The 13,760-nt window shown below is 56.8% G+C and carries 23 protein-coding genes; 13 read left to right on the top strand and 10 right to left on the bottom strand.

Annotated elements, in window-relative coordinates:
• Nucleotide 1: 1 nt before the first annotated feature.
• The 10 genes from BI292_RS28880 to BI292_RS27690 form a co-directional block, all read right to left on the bottom strand.
• Nucleotides 2–370 carry a DUF6124 family protein gene (locus tag BI292_RS28880; RefSeq protein WP_157831317.1) on the bottom strand — a complete coding sequence of 123 codons (369 nt, stop codon included), beginning with the start codon at nucleotides 368–370 and terminating at the stop codon, nucleotides 2–4.
• Nucleotides 371–731: 361 nt separating this feature from the next.
• Nucleotides 732–1,097, bottom strand: a complete 366-nt coding sequence (locus tag BI292_RS27735; RefSeq protein WP_101209900.1) for a histone-like nucleoid-structuring protein, MvaT/MvaU family — start codon at nucleotides 1,095–1,097, stop codon at nucleotides 732–734.
• Nucleotides 1,098–1,517: 420 nt separating this feature from the next.
• Entirely contained in the window at nucleotides 1,518–2,141 is a 624-nt protein-coding gene (locus BI292_RS27730) for an SEC-C metal-binding domain-containing protein (protein WP_101209899.1), read from the bottom strand.
• Between the two features lie 4 nt (nucleotides 2,142–2,145).
• Nucleotides 2,146–3,330, bottom strand: coding sequence for an Arm DNA-binding domain-containing protein (locus BI292_RS27725; RefSeq protein ID WP_101209898.1), 1,185 nt, complete (start codon nucleotides 3,328–3,330; stop codon nucleotides 2,146–2,148).
• 186 nt (nucleotides 3,331–3,516) lie between these two features.
• Nucleotides 3,517–3,867 (bottom strand): hypothetical protein, encoded by a 351-nt coding sequence (locus BI292_RS27720; RefSeq protein ID WP_101209897.1) that lies wholly within the window; start codon nucleotides 3,865–3,867, stop codon nucleotides 3,517–3,519.
• A complete protein-coding gene (locus BI292_RS29570) occupies nucleotides 3,860–4,324 on the bottom strand; it encodes a hypothetical protein (RefSeq protein WP_157831316.1) in 465 nt (154 codons plus the stop codon). The genes BI292_RS27720 and BI292_RS29570 overlap by 8 nt, the downstream gene beginning before the upstream one ends.
• Nucleotides 4,325–4,507: 183 nt before the next feature.
• The gene (locus BI292_RS27705; protein ID WP_101209894.1) at nucleotides 4,508–4,777 is read right to left on the bottom strand and encodes a hypothetical protein; all 270 of its coding nucleotides are present in this window, start codon (nucleotides 4,775–4,777) and stop codon (nucleotides 4,508–4,510) included.
• Complete coding sequence (csrA, locus tag BI292_RS27700) at nucleotides 4,765–4,995, bottom strand: carbon storage regulator CsrA (RefSeq protein ID WP_101209893.1); 231 nt, start codon at nucleotides 4,993–4,995, stop codon at nucleotides 4,765–4,767. The genes BI292_RS27705 and csrA overlap by 13 nt, the downstream gene beginning before the upstream one ends.
• A gap of 71 nt (nucleotides 4,996–5,066) precedes the next feature.
• Nucleotides 5,067–5,453 carry a response regulator transcription factor gene (locus BI292_RS27695; protein WP_101209892.1) on the bottom strand — a complete coding sequence of 129 codons (387 nt, stop codon included), beginning with the start codon at nucleotides 5,451–5,453 and terminating at the stop codon, nucleotides 5,067–5,069.
• A 135-nt stretch (nucleotides 5,454–5,588) separates the two neighbouring features.
• The gene (locus tag BI292_RS27690; protein WP_256592746.1) at nucleotides 5,589–6,353 is read right to left on the bottom strand and encodes a S24 family peptidase; all 765 of its coding nucleotides are present in this window, start codon (nucleotides 6,351–6,353) and stop codon (nucleotides 5,589–5,591) included.
• 102 nt (nucleotides 6,354–6,455) lie between these two features.
• Here BI292_RS27690 and BI292_RS27685 point away from each other — a divergent pair, with 102 nt between their 5' ends.
• The 13 genes from BI292_RS27685 to BI292_RS27625 all read left to right on the top strand — a co-directional run bounded on the left by BI292_RS27685 (nucleotide 6,456) and on the right by BI292_RS27625 (nucleotide 13,553).
• Complete coding sequence (locus BI292_RS27685) at nucleotides 6,456–6,779, top strand: hypothetical protein (protein ID WP_178076638.1); 324 nt, start codon at nucleotides 6,456–6,458, stop codon at nucleotides 6,777–6,779.
• Nucleotides 6,776–7,120 (top strand): hypothetical protein, encoded by a 345-nt coding sequence (locus BI292_RS28870; protein ID WP_157831315.1) that lies wholly within the window; start codon nucleotides 6,776–6,778, stop codon nucleotides 7,118–7,120. The genes BI292_RS27685 and BI292_RS28870 overlap by 4 nt, the downstream gene beginning before the upstream one ends.
• A gap of 93 nt (nucleotides 7,121–7,213) precedes the next feature.
• Nucleotides 7,214–7,531: a hypothetical protein gene (locus BI292_RS27680; RefSeq protein WP_101209891.1), complete on the top strand. Its 318-nt coding sequence runs from the start codon at nucleotides 7,214–7,216 to the stop codon at nucleotides 7,529–7,531.
• Entirely contained in the window at nucleotides 7,528–7,866 is a 339-nt protein-coding gene (locus tag BI292_RS27675) for a hypothetical protein (RefSeq protein ID WP_157831314.1), read from the top strand. The genes BI292_RS27680 and BI292_RS27675 overlap by 4 nt, the downstream gene beginning before the upstream one ends.
• Nucleotides 7,863–8,342, top strand: a complete 480-nt coding sequence (locus BI292_RS29315; RefSeq protein ID WP_256592745.1) for a Cro/CI family transcriptional regulator — start codon at nucleotides 7,863–7,865, stop codon at nucleotides 8,340–8,342. Before BI292_RS27675 ends, BI292_RS29315 begins: the two co-directional genes overlap by 4 nt.
• The gene (locus BI292_RS27660; protein WP_101209889.1) at nucleotides 8,339–9,088 is read left to right on the top strand and encodes a Rha family transcriptional regulator; all 750 of its coding nucleotides are present in this window, start codon (nucleotides 8,339–8,341) and stop codon (nucleotides 9,086–9,088) included. The genes BI292_RS29315 and BI292_RS27660 overlap by 4 nt, the downstream gene beginning before the upstream one ends.
• Nucleotides 9,085–9,687 carry a hypothetical protein gene (locus tag BI292_RS27655; protein WP_101209888.1) on the top strand — a complete coding sequence of 201 codons (603 nt, stop codon included), beginning with the start codon at nucleotides 9,085–9,087 and terminating at the stop codon, nucleotides 9,685–9,687. Before BI292_RS27660 ends, BI292_RS27655 begins: the two co-directional genes overlap by 4 nt.
• On the top strand, nucleotides 9,684–9,920 hold the full coding sequence (locus BI292_RS27650; protein WP_101209887.1) for a hypothetical protein: 237 nt from the start codon (nucleotides 9,684–9,686) through the stop codon (nucleotides 9,918–9,920). Before BI292_RS27655 ends, BI292_RS27650 begins: the two co-directional genes overlap by 4 nt.
• On the top strand, nucleotides 9,917–10,720 hold the full coding sequence (locus BI292_RS27645; RefSeq protein WP_101209886.1) for a helix-turn-helix domain-containing protein: 804 nt from the start codon (nucleotides 9,917–9,919) through the stop codon (nucleotides 10,718–10,720). The genes BI292_RS27650 and BI292_RS27645 overlap by 4 nt, the downstream gene beginning before the upstream one ends.
• Nucleotides 10,704–11,501 carry an ATP-binding protein gene (locus BI292_RS27640; RefSeq protein WP_101209885.1) on the top strand — a complete coding sequence of 266 codons (798 nt, stop codon included), beginning with the start codon at nucleotides 10,704–10,706 and terminating at the stop codon, nucleotides 11,499–11,501. The genes BI292_RS27645 and BI292_RS27640 overlap by 17 nt, the downstream gene beginning before the upstream one ends.
• Nucleotides 11,498–12,889: a DnaB-like helicase C-terminal domain-containing protein gene (locus BI292_RS27635; RefSeq protein ID WP_101209884.1), complete on the top strand. Its 1,392-nt coding sequence runs from the start codon at nucleotides 11,498–11,500 to the stop codon at nucleotides 12,887–12,889. Before BI292_RS27640 ends, BI292_RS27635 begins: the two co-directional genes overlap by 4 nt.
• Nucleotides 12,886–13,170, top strand: a complete 285-nt coding sequence (locus BI292_RS27630; protein ID WP_101209883.1) for a hypothetical protein — start codon at nucleotides 12,886–12,888, stop codon at nucleotides 13,168–13,170. The genes BI292_RS27635 and BI292_RS27630 overlap by 4 nt, the downstream gene beginning before the upstream one ends.
• Nucleotides 13,167–13,553, top strand: a complete 387-nt coding sequence (locus tag BI292_RS27625; protein ID WP_101209882.1) for an antiterminator Q family protein — start codon at nucleotides 13,167–13,169, stop codon at nucleotides 13,551–13,553. Before BI292_RS27630 ends, BI292_RS27625 begins: the two co-directional genes overlap by 4 nt.
• Nucleotides 13,554–13,760 lie beyond the last annotated feature (207 nt).

Genomic DNA, 13,760 nt, shown 5'->3' with positions numbered 1-13,760 from the left:
CTTAATGAAAAACCGGCGTTTGCCCCCGAGCTTCAAGATTCTTCAGCGCCCGGTTGATCAAAATCTCGCTCAACATGGCCAACTTGCCAATCACCACGACCGTATTGCGGTCTCGGCCTTCCATTTGCGTCATCAGCTCTCTCACCAAGGCCTTGACCAGCGCCAGATTCTGGCTGGCGTGATCGAGCATCGTGATCGCATCGGCGTCAGGCTGGACCTCGAAGATGCAGGTCATCGGGTCAACCAGTCTCGGGGTTCGCACGCGAGCGCTGGTCGGAGGTTGAGTGACGGCGGGGGGCGCGTTCTGGTCGGCTGTGTCGGGTTCTGCAAGCACGGTATTTTCAGTTGAATCTGGGCTGATCTTTTTCAAGGAAGAACTCCGGAAGTCAGGTTTCCTGCGCTTTTCGGCGTGCCGGTTGGCAGCAAAAAATCAGGTTATCTGCTCGCAAGTGCGCTCGGTAGTTCATGGAGTTCGCCGCAGCTTGAAGGAAATTTCCTAAGGCGTGTATTTGCTGTTTAGCGCACTGAAAAAATCCGCCAATGAACACCGCCGTGCATGGCATCGATGAAAACATGGTGGCGTCAGCGCCATCTTGGGCGCGGGTCTATCCACGAGTAGCCTGGCGCGCAGCATAGGGGTTGCGAGGTTTTCAAAAGCGTTAATAGGGCGTACTCGATCGGGGGTAAAAAACTAAAAAGGGCCCATCTGGGCCCTTTTTCAGGTAAAGCGTTTACTTCTTCAGCCAACCCTCGACGACGTCGGCACCATGCTCTGCTTTCCACTCTTTCAATGCTTTGTGATTGCCACCCTTGGTTTCGATGACTTCACCCGTCTTCGGGTTTTTATACACCTTGAGTCCGCGTGGCTTGCGCGTCTTGGCGACAGGTAATGCAGATTGGCGTCGGGCCGTGGTCTTCGGCTCCAGCAGATTGATGATGTGATTCAGACTAAAACCGTACTGTTCGAGCAGCTTGCGCAGCTTGGTCTCGAACTCGATTTCCTTCTTCAGTCCGTCATTACCCTTCATCGCCTCCAATGCCTTGAGTTGCTCGGCAAGATGTTTTTCCAACTGACGAAATTCTGCGAGTTTGGACATCGTATTTCCTCTGCTCAATTCAATGTTGTACGTAGTTATTGAGATAGGCGCAGATGCTTGCAAGTTCAGCGCTATTTTTTGGCGCGTCAGTTGGCTTTGGATAGGCGTCATTTGCGCTCTGGTCGCGTTGCCGGTGGGGGTGAAACGAATGCAAAGAAACGGCCTGGGGCGGTCGCTAGGCAGGTGAAAGCCGCCTAGGTCGTGGCCAAGCATGTGCGGCAACGGCTCTGAAGCGTGAAGATATTGGACGAGGGTGGATTGCCAGAAACAAGAAAGCCCGCACTAGGCGGGCTTCTTGAGGTGTTTCGTAGACTGTCCGAGACAGGTCTAAACAGCTAATTTGGTGGAGCCGGGGGGATTTGAACCCCCGTCCAGCCATTGTATTACGCGGCTTTCAGCGCTCAAGCTGCCATTTTGCTGTCATTTGCCAATCAGCGCGATCGTCAGATGGTTAAGCTTAGGTTCGTGGCAACGCTTGTACCGCTCACCGCTGCCGCACGCACACTGGGCGTTTCGGTTGGCGCCGTTCCTGATTGCTTCGAGTATAAATTCTTTGGCCTGAGCGAAACTTGTATATAGATTCGCTTCACGCCCCTCAAGCTGTGCGCCATCTCGGACTTGTCCAAAGCGTACGTAATTTGCTTCGCACAACTTGATAAAGTCTCCAATCATTTTATTTTCACTGGCCGCCACTCGGATGCTATCAACTCGACGTCCTTGATAAGTGCGTGAAGCATCAGGCAAGAAAACGACCTGTTTTTTTCCGTCATATGTTGGTGTTACGTCTCTGATAACCCCTTCAGGCGATTTCCATACAGCGTGAAATTCCGCTTCGGTAAATACTCCCGGCCAATCCCATATCAGCCACCCATGGGCAACTTCGCCGCCTTCCTTTTCGATTTGTGATGCGACATTGTCGAAGCACTCAGCTATCCGGCTGAACGACTCAGGCGTAACATTCAATAGTACTGGCTGATTCGATGAGATTCTTTTGCAGAAATCTCGAATACGTTGTGGAAGTCCAACGGGCGCTACTGTATTCATAACTTCACCTGTTGTAGATTTTTTCGATCTTGTCGTCCTCACTATCGCATGTCCACATCTGTACAGCTCTTTCGCCCGCGATCATATCTGCGGCCGGCATCCATCGTCCGTACACCCTCGCAATCATCGTCCAATCGCTGTGCCCCATTTGATTTGCCACCCACATCGGATGCTCTCCAGCAGAGAGCATCATCGAGGCGTAGGTATGGCGAGTCTGGTACGGCCGGCGGTACCGAACGCCAGCTTTCTTCATCGCCGGCACCCACATTGTTTTACGGATCGGGCCGTCGCCGGACCAGCGTTCGAGTGTGCGCGGATTCTGGAAGACCTCGGCATCAGCCAGGAACGTGTGCGCCTTTTGCGCTTTCAACGCCTCCAGCGCCGGTCGTAGCAGTTTCACGCTACGACGCCCGGCGGCAGTCTTTGTGGTTTCGGCTGTGCCCTTACTCGCCTGAGTCATCGCCCGACTCACCATCACCTCTTCACGAAGCCAGTCGATGTCACCCCAGTCCAGCGCCACCAGTTCGCTGGTGCGAAGGCCTGTCCACAACGCGAACTGCATCATGTTGCGAGCCTGGGCGGATAGGGCGGCTAGCACCGCCTGTTGCTCTTCGGGGCTGAACGGGTCGACGTCATCCTCTTTGGGCGGTGCGGCTTTGCGGGAGTAAGTCCAGCCGGCGAGGGGGTTCAGCTCAATCAGCTCCTCCTCGGTGGCATCGTTCAGCGCCGAGCGGAGACAGCTCTGGATATTGCTGAGTGTCTTATTGCTCACCTCCAGAGTGTCGAGCCAGTCGCGGACAGCCTTGCGCTTAAGGTCGACCAGCATGGTATCGCCGAGAGCAGGGATCAGCCGGAGCGTGACCAGCTTTCGATAGCCATCGAACGTACTGCTCGCGACGTGTTTCTTCTTCGCATCGAGCCACCTGGTCAAAAACCCGTTCATTGTTTCGCGCGATGACTCGGGGGCAAACTTCGCCGCCCGGGCAGATCCTGGAAACGTAACCGAGTAGTCGAAGGTGCTGATCGATATTGCATGTTCGATCGCCGCCTTGTGTTGCTCTGCTTTCTTCAGATTAGTGGCGGTGGGCTTGAGCGTGATCCGCTCGCGGCACCGGACGCCCCGATACATGAACGTGATTTCGATACTCGTATCGGAGACCGCCCGAACTCCCCGCCCGCCTCTACCCATGATTCATATCCTTCTACGTCGAGAAGCGTCCGGCCATCCGGCGCCTTGATCCATATCTCACCGAGCCGCCAGATCCCGTCACGGATCTTTGAGCGGATCGCGTCTTCTGTGTAGCCAGACTCGCTGGCAAATTTCCTGACAGTCACATAGCGCATGACTTCACCGTGCTTCGTGTCGCGACACGTTTTAATCGTTCGCGTTTTGTGTCGCGTCACGGCCATGCGTCGCGCGAGCTGGAAATGCCACGCCTTCCCATTTTCCGGCCATCCCACGAATGTGATGACGGTCAACGTGTGGGCGACGTGGTTTGCTTGCGTACAGGCTGGCACAGGCGTCAAACCGCTCGGCATCACCTGTCGCATCGATCAGCACCTGGTGCTCGGTCGAGTTGACTTTGATCCAGCCGTCCTTGGTCTTCCCGTGATCGTTGGTGCGGCTCAGGATGAACCGCCGGCCGCTGTTCTTGGCGCCAGTCGACGACTCGTTCAGGTAGTAGGCGATCGCGCCTTGGCGCACGCGCAGGATTGTCTTAGCCAAGAATCACCCCCTGCACTTTTAAGGTTTTTGAGCCTGTCGGCGGACGCGCTAAAACGTTACACCTGTAACGTTTATAAGAATGGATTGACTCCTCGGAGCCGTGGACGTATTTAAATAATCCACGCTGGAAGTCTGTAGGTTCTCCGGGTAAAGGAGCGGGAAGATGCCACATCGCGGATCGACTTTTTGGTTGTGGGCCGACTGTGAGTTGCATCACAGAACGCACAGTGAAGTAATGAGTGATGGCGTCGTAATCGACGTTCAAGCAAGGCTTTCCCGGAAGGGTATTACACAGCTTTTTCTGGGGGTTTATTCCGAACATCTGCGGATCATTTACGAAGAAGCGCACACCGAACGGGTTGGCGAGACAATGAGCACCGCGCTTCTGTGGGGCGTGGGCAAAGCTAGACGCATCGCGGCTCAATCTTCCGCGCGATTGAGCGGCAAAGTTACGCATATTCCCTTTCCTCAGAGTCAGCAACCACGTGCAACTTGAAGTTGATTCCGCAGGCGTGAGCCAAGGCAACCAACTCGCCAATAGTGGTAGTCCTTTCTTGAAGAGCATGTCCAAATCGAATGAGGCGAGCCCCCAGACTCGCGAACTCATTTCCCGCTACTGCATGTTCCTGAGTGCTGGTATTCATAATTTGAACCTCTCATCCTGTGGGAGCGGGGCGGCCTGCAAAGGGCCGTTTTCTGCTGTCGAACTAGCAGTAGAGGCGCGGCCCGCCTCGCGCGTTGGGGCGGCGGTCTGTAGGAGCGAACTGTCCGGCAAGCAGCTGATGCCGGTATTGTTCAAAATCCAGCAGGTGACGCCGCGCTGCCTGTCGTGCTGAACGCTGATGACTTGTTCGGCAGAGACGGCCTGGCCAGCGATCAGCAGTAGGGCGACGAGGATCAGTCTGCGCATGGGTGCAACTCCTCAAGGCGAGGCAACCGAGAATGACTCACCACGGTACTCCGCGGGTTTGCAAGCTTGCGCTCACGGACCTCGGCGCGATCCACGGCTACATGCGTCGGCGCTACGACGCCCAGGCGAACTTGCTGGCCGGTGACGCCAAGCACTGTTACGGTGATGTCGTCGCTGATACAGATGGTCTCGCCGACTCGGCGGGTGAGAATCAACATGCTGTTGCTCCTTTCTTAAGGCCGAGCGAATCCCGGCCGCGCTGTTGGCTTTCGCAAAAAATTAGATCGGGTTAGGCGGTAAGGGCGATCTCTACGCGGCGGACGGCCACCCGCGTCTCAATCTTGCGTTCGTTGGTGCCGCGGCGAGTCTTGAGCATCTGCTCATCGCCAGCCATTCCGTGGATGGCCAGCACGAGAGCAAGCGCTGTGGCTGCAGGAGAAATTAAGCCGCGCTTAAACGCTTCCAGCACCAAGCCGCGCATTGTCTTTGCACCCAGCTTGAAGCGGGCACTTTCGAGACGCTTCTCAGCGGTGTTCGGGCTGATGCCCATGACACGACCAATCTCTTTCACCGTCAGATCAGCGGCAGCCCACAGCGTAGCTTCAAGCTCGCGAGGAGCCAGGCCCATCTTGAGGGTGCCCTGCCAGTTGCCGGCGGTGAGGGTGTTGGTGGTCATGTCTGATGCTCCATGCTGGGATGCGATGGAGTAAAGTTACCTGTGGGTTATTTTTAAGTCAATACCTGTGGGTTACTATCTTTTGCGTTGACGAAAAAAAGCCGCCCAACGGCGGCTCATTAATGCCTTTTTTGATTACCTGGCAAACATCCCCCACCAGAAAATATGCCCTAAAATGGTTAGATTCTGGTCCTGTATATCCTCAAAATTATAATCTTCGTCGGGATGTTCTTCTCGATTGAAGCTGCGCAGCCTCAGGCCTGTAGGGGTGCGATATAACTGTTTGACTCGCAATTGACCATTATGATTGATGGCGTAAAGGTCGCCATCAATAATGTCGCCAAGGGATGTTTTGCCGGTATCAACACCTACGGTTGCCCCGTCGCGAAGCACGGGCGTCATGCTGTTTCCGCGAACAGTGACGCATCTTGCGTGATTGAACTGAACACCGTTCTTGCGAAGGCTTTGCTTTCCAAACCGAAGCGTCGAACCCTCGACCTCCTCAATTGCAAACCTGCCCGAGCCGGCCGAAAGCTCTACTTCCTGAAGAAAAGGCACGCAGACCTCATCGTCCAGAATCGGCGAAGATCCATCCCATATAGATACTTCGCGCAGCTCCGGGTGTACGCCGCGATCTTCCTGGCGCAGCTTTCTTTCAGCTATAGGGGCGCCTACCTCATGCGCCCGGTCCAGCCAAAGCGCATCAAGGAACAGGGCTTCCTCGATATCCCTAGCCATTTGCTCACCGATACGTTTTCGATGTTCTGGCTTTCCGGTAAGGCAGCGAGACATATAGCTGGGTGCTTTTCCTACAGCTTCGGCAAGCCCGGCTATGCGGCCGTTAAATTGCGAGGCGACGAGCGATCTTAGGTTTTCGCGGCGAGTTTCATATATGTCCATGCGTCATGATCCTCAATTATACTCCGCAGGTAAATTCCCTGTAGGTGTTGAACATTGGTAACCCGTAGGTTATCTTTCGTGCATACAACCGAAGGGCAAACCATGGATACCAAGATTTCCCCATTACTGGCCTGGCTAAAAACCGCCAGCGACTCAGATATTGCCGAGACGGGTACCACGCGCGGGTACCTGCGGCGAATCGCTTACGGGCAGAAGGTTGCGTCGGCCGAGATGTCTGCCGGGATCGAGCGCGCCACTCTTGGAGCGGTTACCCGAAAGATATTGAGGTCTTCCGACTGGCATCGAATCTGGCCCGAGCTGGCAAACGCCTCGCCAACCTTGGATCAAATGATGCCTCAGATATCGACCGCCGATCAGTCTGGCAAACCCTCTGTTCATCCATCCAGTGCCGGTATTCAGCGATGAACGATACCAAGTCGGATGTCGTGCTTCTCGATCTCGGTGAGGCGGTAGCCAGGTTCGGCCGGACGAATGTCGCCCGCTCCCTTGGCTGTACTGCACCAGCCCTCGCAAACGTCCTTCGTGTAAAACGGATGATATTCGTTCGAGTTATAGGCAATAACTTACTGTATGCGTTCGAAATTTCATCGTTTCCAGGGAAAGGTTTTTGTAAGAAATCATCCCGTGGAACACTAAGTTTTCGAGGCGATATTTCTAGTATTCTGAAAAAAGAATACAGCTGCCACGAGCACCTTCAAGTGCAAATAACCCCGCCAAAAGAACTACCGATTTTGTTGTCCGGCTAAATCGCAGGCAACAAAAAGGCCCGCATTCGCGAGCCTTCTTATCCAGTCCACGCCAATGGACTTTTTGAATCTTCGTCCTTAGGAGACGATTTCATGCACCCGAAAAATAGCACCACCCTACAAGCAGTGCAACTACCAAAGTTAAAGCCTTGTGCGTTCGGCATGGAGTACACCGATCTGTTCAGCATCAATCCGGATGCGAACTTGATTGACGCGCTCTCTGTTGCATCTGACCTGTCCGATGGCATTAGCCAACTCTGCACTCGTCTCGCCCATTCCATTAACGATGGCGAACTGGCCTATTTGTCAGAGGTTCGCACCCTCGGCTTCATCGGTGATGTCGTCTCGGCGCTCACTCGACCCGCAGAGCGCGGGCTTAAGGCTGTATATCAGTCGGAGGAAGCTCAATGAAGCCTCCAATGTGGAACCAGTTGCTGGTCGACGTTGAGCGCGAGTTCCCAGCGTGCTCAACAAAGGGCGCGAAACTCACGGCTGACCAGGTTGAGCGGCTGCAATCCGTGGAAAACGCTAACGACAACTTCCAGATCAGCACCCTGCACGGTGTTGCGGCTATCGGCGAGCTGATCGCGAACGCAGCGAACCGCAACGAATTGAGCGAAGAAGTCGCGATGAGCGCCGGCTGGCTGATCAATTCGCTGGCGTTGCTCTCGATGTCCATGGCCGAGGCCGGCGCTGCTGCTGCGTACAAGCTGCAGAACATCCCCCACCAGGGAGTCGCCAAATGAACAATTCATTGCCAGCCATGCAACAGGCAGCGGAAGAGGCCGAGTTTCAACTGTGCGCAGCCAAGGACGTGCTCGAGTGGCAGCACGCGCTGATCAAGGCCATTCACCTTGACCATCTGCACGACGGCGGAAAAGGTATTGGCACCTTGTTTGAGGTGGCTAAATACTTCAGTGACACCAGTTTCGGCGGTGTTTATAGCGCCATCGACCAATTCAAGGAGCTCGGCGAATCGGTGGCACAAAACGCAGAGATGTCAAATCGTGGCGCGCACGGACTAGGCACCAGCCTATCGCTTGCTGAGTTTGCTAAGGGTCGGCAAATTGATGCGGCTGCTCAGCTAGGCATCACTCAGCAAGCGCTGAATACCGCCCTTAAGTTAAACAGGCAGATTCAGGTTCTGGAAATGCCGGATGGAAGCGTTACCGCTGTCGAGACAAAGGCTTTCCCTGCGCCAGGTAGGAGGGCTCGCCAATGAGCATCGTCATTATCAAAGACGGCGATGCCGTCACCACCACCCTGGCAATTGCCGAGGGAACACTCAACGACCACGCCAGCGTTATTGCTCTCGCCCGAAAGTATCAGGCCGATCTGGAAGACTTCGGCTTGGTCCGATTTGAAATCCGACCAAGAGAGGCCGGCCAGCACGGCGGTGGCGACACCGAGTTCGCAATCCTCAACGAACCCCAATCCACTCTGCTGCTGACGTTCATGCGCAACACGGACATCGTTCGGGCGTTCAAGAAGAAGTTGGTGCGTGAGTTCTGGGAAATGGTCCAGCAGCGCAACCAGCGCGGCCCAGCAATGCCGACGGACTACATCGGCGCGCTGGAACATCTGCTGGCTTCGAAGCGCTCAGAACAGCTAGCCATCGAGCAGCGCGACCATGCCATAGAAACCAAGGCCGAGATCGGTTCGCGTCGCGAAGCCACGGCCATGGCAACCGCTTCGGCTGCAGTTCGGCAGGTGCAAAAACTCAAGGATGACCTGGGCCTCGGCACCCGGCAGGCGGCAGTGCTCGCCGTAGAAAAGGCTGTCGGCCGCAAGTTCGGCGTGTCCGGGTATGTGCCCCTACGCCGCTGGTGCAAGGCCCGAGGCATCACCGCCCCCAAGGTATTCCATCCCACTTTCGGCTTTGTCCGCTGCTGGCCTGCTGGCGCCTGGATGGACGCCTACCAAATTGACCTGGCTGATCTGTTTGGCGCCGACGGAGAACAAGCATGAGCAAAGTAATCGATTTTCCAAAGGCGCCCGCGGTCGAGACCATCGACCAAGCTTTCTTCGAGAAATTCGCAGATGCCGCATTGCTGCTCAAGTGCTTCGAGTGCGTTAAGGACGCGACGGAGTTCGTGGAGGAGGGCGGCGCGATCGAGGTCCGTGATGATGTCTATGTCGGCCTGATCGAGGCGTACTGGGCGTTGAAAGTCCTGTTCGAACGCAAGACCGGCGGCGATGCCAAGAAAGTCTCCGACGAGCACTGGGGAATCGCCAGCAAATACTTGCTGGCCGGGCAGGAGCCGCCGGACATGCATATCCCGATTGCTGAGGCGATCGTCCGGCCTACACCGCCCGAGCAGTACGTCCAGCTCAGTGACTTGGCATTAGCCTGTTCGGCCTACAACGCCGGCGACAAGGTCAGGATGGGCACCAATGCCACCTTGGCGGCGGACAATGCGCGGATCACCGCGACGGTGTCTGTGGAGGCGATCAATGTGACCACCGCTCTTGGCATCCTGGTGCGCCGTCTTTCCGGCGGCACGCTCACCGACATGGCTCAGATCGTGAGCAGGATCAACGGCACTGGCTCGGAGACTCTTCAATGAAGAATCTCTCGAAATCAAATATCCGTAATCCCGGTAGTTTGCCAGGCACCGCGCCCGTGATCGCCGGCCCCTGGCCGAACTACTCCAACTGCCGACACCTTACCGAGCGTGATCGCTGGGAGATTTACGGTCTAGCCAAGGCTGGTCGCGCAGCGCTGGAAGACAGGGGCATCATCATGGATGAGTCCTATGACCAGTTCATTGCCCGGATTACGCGGGAGCTGGACATATGAGCGTTCAAGCAATGTCCTGGGCTCTGTCACAGCAGGTTGTCACGGAGTCTCATGCGCGGCACGTGTTGCTGTGCTTGGCCAACTATGCCGATCAATCGGGGCGGGCGGCATTCCCGGCTGTTTCGAGCCTGGCGCTCGATACCGGCCTGGCGCCGAGAACTGTTCAATATCGTCTGCGCGACTTGGAAGAAATTGGTTTGATCAAGCGTGGTAATCAGGCGATCGCCGCAGCCTATATCACCCAGCGAGATCGCGTGCCGGTGTGCTACGACCTCGACCTTTCACGGGGTGCACAGGATGCACCCCGCTCCGAACGGGGTGCACGTGGCGACGCAACGGGGTGCACGCCAGAACCTAACGGGGTGCACGCCAAGACCGAACGGGGTGCACAGCGTGCACCCAATCCATCCATTAACCACCCATTAACCATCCTTAACCAAAAAGAAGGCGCCAAGGCACCCGAGAAGGGTGGGAAGAGCAAGGTTCAGAAGTTCGATCCATTGACTGCTAAGCCATCGAATGCATCGGAACAAGCTTGGGCTGACTTCTGCGAAATGCGGAAAGCCAAACGTGCCCCGCTGACCCTGCGCGCTTGCGAGTTAATCGCCAAAAAGCTGGCCAACCATCCGGAACCCGATGCCGTGCTGGATAAGTCCACCACCAGCAGCTGGTCGGACATCTACCCTGAATCGGTGCTGCCCGGTGCTGGCGCCAAGAACGGCAAGCCATCCGCATTCAATGGGCTGCCAGTGCACACCGAAAGCATGTACCAAGGAGGCGAAGATGGCCCAGCGTTCTAATTTCCGCCGCCAGCCTGAGCAGCGCACCTTCACCGGCGAGTGCCCGGTCCACGGTTCGGTGGATCGCTCCGAGGTTGAGCAGTTCGACGGTTCGATGGCGGTCCGCCCATGCAAGCAGTGCCAGTTCCACGGCCTGCGCGTTGCGCCTCAGGGCGGCGAAGATCATTCGCAGGCGCTGGCCAACCTGCAAGCCGAAATCGTCAACAGCGCGCTTGTAGGCTCTGGCATCACGCCACGCTTCGCCAGCAGCATGTTCGCCAACTACCGCGCCGAAAACTCGGCAATGGTGCAGGCGTTGGCGATCTGCCAAGGCTACGCCGACAACTTCGGCGAGCACTACCAGGCCGGCCGCAATCTGCTGCTCTGTGGGAACGTCGGTACCGGGAAAACCCATCTGGCCACAAGCATCGTCCAGCAGTTGATCCGCCAGCACCGGGCTGTGGCGGTGATCACATCCGCCGCAGAGATAATCCGAGTGTTCAAGCGCTCGATGGATCGCAGCGCCGGCTACACAGAGGGTGATGTGATTGACGAGCTGGCGAGCTTCGACTTGCTGGTGATCGATGAGGTGGGTGCCCAGTCCGGGACCGCTTATGAGTTGGGTGTGCTGCATGAGGTGTTTGATCGCCGGTATCAGATGATCAGGCCGACGGTGGTGGTCTCAAATATGGACGCCAAAGGGCTTGGCCAGTACATCGGCGAGCGGGCTCTCGACCGGCTGCGCGAGAACAAGGCGTTGCTGGTCGGCTTCACCTGGGAATCCGAGCGGAGGCGCGCATGAACCAAGAGGACAAGTATTACCGCCTCGAATCCGAGCAGGGCGTGCTGGGCGCGATCATGATCGCATCGCTCCAGGAGAATGCCGGGATGCTGGAAGAGATCGTATCGCAGATGAAGTCGGGAGACTTCTGGCACCAAGACAACGCGGCGCTGTTCGATGTGATCCACGACTGCCACTCGCAGCGGATGCCCGTCGACGCGGTGACACTCGGCTCGATCCAGCGCTATCTGCCCAGCGGGAAAACCACGCTGGAATACACCATCGATCTTTGCCAGAACGTCCCCTCGGCTGCGAACTGGAAGGCTTACGCCCAACAGGTCAGGAAGTGGGCGCTGGTCCGGCAGTTCCGTGATCTTGGGCGCATTGTCGACACCGGCGTCTACGACGACCTGCCGGCGGATGAAATCCTCGACCAGTGCGGTCTGGCACTGGCGGATTTACGGGATCTGCAAGCATCGGGTAAGGCAGGCTACAAGCGGATGAGCGAAGTTCTGCCGATGGTGCTGGACCACATGGATGACGTGCTCAACGATAAGGCGCCTCCGAAACTCTCCACCGGCCTAGCGGACCTGGACAAGCTGATTGGCTTTTTGCGCCAGAAATCAATGGTGGTCATCGGCGGGCGCCCGGGTAGCGGCAAGACGATGCTCGGGCTGCAGATCATGAATCACGTTGCAACTCGAGGGCGTGGTGTTGGTCTTGTCGTCAGCCTTGAGATGCCGGGCGAGCAGTTGACGCTTCGGACCATCGCAAGCCTGGGCGGCGTGGATCTGCGCCGTATGGATGAGGTCAAGTGCCTGGAACAGGAAGAGTGGAACCGGATCGGCATCGCAGCGGGGAAGATCAAAGAGGCCGAGCTGTACCTACTGGACACGCCCGGCCTGACGATGCCAGCCATCCGCGCCGAGGCCCTAAAGCTTCGGCGGGAGGTTGGGCTCGACATCCTGATGATCGACTACGTGCAGATTGTCGGCACTGACGGCAAGTCGCAGAACCGTGCGGACGCGGTGGCCAAGGTATCGATCGCCATCATGAACCTCAGCCGGGAGCTCGCGATTCCTATCCTGGTGCTGGCGCAACTGAATCGGGGACCAGCGAACCGGACCAACAAGAAGCCACAAGCCAGTGACCTCAAGGAGAGCGGTCAGATTGAACAGGATGCGGATGCTGTGATCCTGGTGCATTACGACCGGGATTCTGAAATGGGTCAGCAGGGCGTCACTGAGCTGATTCTTGATAAGGGGCGCCAGGCAGAGGCCGGCTCCTGCCTTGTTCAGCGCCAGGGACAATTCGGGCGCTTCGTCAACTTCGCCGGCCGAGAGCCTTCACAGGAGGAGGTCGAAGCCAGTCGCCCCTTCTCCAGCAAGTTCAAGGGGAGATCCCAATGAGTAATGTAACTGCGGCATTGCCGCGCAAGAGCCTGACCTCAGACGAGCGAGACTTTCTGAAGCAAGGAAACCGACTGTTGCTCGACAAGCCCAATGGACGCATCGCCGCCGCCGCGCTGATGGACATGGTCGCTGACTGGGGAAACCATCGTGGCAGTCTTGGTTTTCAAGACTATGCCCGCCGATGGATCACCGAAGGGCACGCCAAGAACAAAATCGCCGACAAGATGCTCCGAGAGCTGTTTGGCCTGAACGAACCGACACCGAGGAAAGCGGCATGAAGAAGCGAACGTATATTGGCAAGCCCCTGGGTGACACCGAGTATCTGCTGGAGCAGTGGGGGTCTTGGCGGATGGCGGGAATGGGCGTTCCTCGGTACGTCTCCCCGGTGGCCGCGATGATGAACCAGTTCAACCCCGAGCCCAGCACTCAGTCATACGTGATCACTGATGACGTTGCGCTGGTCGTGGATGCGGCGCTTGCTCGATTGACCAAGCGCGAGCAGCAGATGGGAGACTTCGTCTGGTATTACTTTGGCGCGAAGTGGCCAGCGAACCGTGTTGCGCGGGAGCATGGGATATCTGAGCGGAAGGCTTGGGAGCTGATCAAGGCCGGGGTGGCGTGGATCGACGGGGCAATTGATCGATCTACCGAAGCCGCATAAAAAAGCTTTCCGTACAGATAAACACCTGTTTTCATGACACGGTGTTCAGCTGTTTCAGCGCGACACCATAGAGAAAGCCCAGCCCACGCGCTGGGCTTTTTCGTTTCTGGAAGGTGGCGCTCAGTGGTGGGCAATCCGGTTTGAACCCGGAGCTATCGGAAACGGTAAGAGTTCGACTCTTTCACCTTCCGCCAGTTTCCGCTGACT

It is taken from the genome of Pseudomonas sp. 43NM1 (assembly GCF_002836905.1).
Taxonomy (GTDB): Bacteria; Pseudomonadota; Gammaproteobacteria; order Pseudomonadales; family Pseudomonadaceae; genus Aquipseudomonas; species Aquipseudomonas prosekii.
The sequence above is the reverse complement of the archived record's forward strand: the minus strand, read 5'-3'. Positions and strand labels throughout refer to the sequence as shown.

Coding starts and splice junctions, on each gene's coding strand:
- csrA (WP_101209893.1), bottom strand. CDS start 4,995: ATGTTGATTCTCACCCGCCGAGTCGGCGAGACCATCTGTATCAGCGAC.
- BI292_RS29315 (WP_256592745.1), top strand. CDS start 7,863: ATGAACAATTCATTGCCAGCCATGCAACAGGCAGCGGAAGAGGCCGAG.
- BI292_RS27635 (WP_101209884.1), top strand. CDS start 11,498: ATGAACCAAGAGGACAAGTATTACCGCCTCGAATCCGAGCAGGGCGTG.
- BI292_RS27725 (WP_101209898.1), bottom strand. CDS start 3,330: ATGGGTAGAGGCGGGCGGGGAGTTCGGGCGGTCTCCGATACGAGTATC.
- BI292_RS27650 (WP_101209887.1), top strand. CDS start 9,684: ATGAAGAATCTCTCGAAATCAAATATCCGTAATCCCGGTAGTTTGCCA.
- BI292_RS27630 (WP_101209883.1), top strand. CDS start 12,886: ATGAGTAATGTAACTGCGGCATTGCCGCGCAAGAGCCTGACCTCAGAC.
- BI292_RS27730 (WP_101209899.1), bottom strand. CDS start 2,141: ATGAATACAGTAGCGCCCGTTGGACTTCCACAACGTATTCGAGATTTC.
- BI292_RS27695 (WP_101209892.1), bottom strand. CDS start 5,453: ATGACCACCAACACCCTCACCGCCGGCAACTGGCAGGGCACCCTCAAG.
- BI292_RS28870 (WP_157831315.1), top strand. CDS start 6,776: ATGAACGATACCAAGTCGGATGTCGTGCTTCTCGATCTCGGTGAGGCG.
- BI292_RS27735 (WP_101209900.1), bottom strand. CDS start 1,097: ATGTCCAAACTCGCAGAATTTCGTCAGTTGGAAAAACATCTTGCCGAG.
- BI292_RS27625 (WP_101209882.1), top strand. CDS start 13,167: ATGAAGAAGCGAACGTATATTGGCAAGCCCCTGGGTGACACCGAGTAT.
- BI292_RS27680 (WP_101209891.1), top strand. CDS start 7,214: ATGCACCCGAAAAATAGCACCACCCTACAAGCAGTGCAACTACCAAAG.
- BI292_RS27685 (WP_178076638.1), top strand. CDS start 6,456: ATGGATACCAAGATTTCCCCATTACTGGCCTGGCTAAAAACCGCCAGC.
- BI292_RS27705 (WP_101209894.1), bottom strand. CDS start 4,777: ATGCGCAGACTGATCCTCGTCGCCCTACTGCTGATCGCTGGCCAGGCC.
- BI292_RS27640 (WP_101209885.1), top strand. CDS start 10,704: ATGGCCCAGCGTTCTAATTTCCGCCGCCAGCCTGAGCAGCGCACCTTC.
- BI292_RS27675 (WP_157831314.1), top strand. CDS start 7,528: ATGAAGCCTCCAATGTGGAACCAGTTGCTGGTCGACGTTGAGCGCGAG.
- BI292_RS27645 (WP_101209886.1), top strand. CDS start 9,917: ATGAGCGTTCAAGCAATGTCCTGGGCTCTGTCACAGCAGGTTGTCACG.
- BI292_RS29570 (WP_157831316.1), bottom strand. CDS start 4,324: ATGCGTAACTTTGCCGCTCAATCGCGCGGAAGATTGAGCCGCGATGCG.
- BI292_RS27660 (WP_101209889.1), top strand. CDS start 8,339: ATGAGCATCGTCATTATCAAAGACGGCGATGCCGTCACCACCACCCTG.
- BI292_RS27690 (WP_256592746.1), bottom strand. CDS start 6,353: ATGGACATATATGAAACTCGCCGCGAAAACCTAAGATCGCTCGTCGCC.
- BI292_RS27655 (WP_101209888.1), top strand. CDS start 9,085: ATGAGCAAAGTAATCGATTTTCCAAAGGCGCCCGCGGTCGAGACCATC.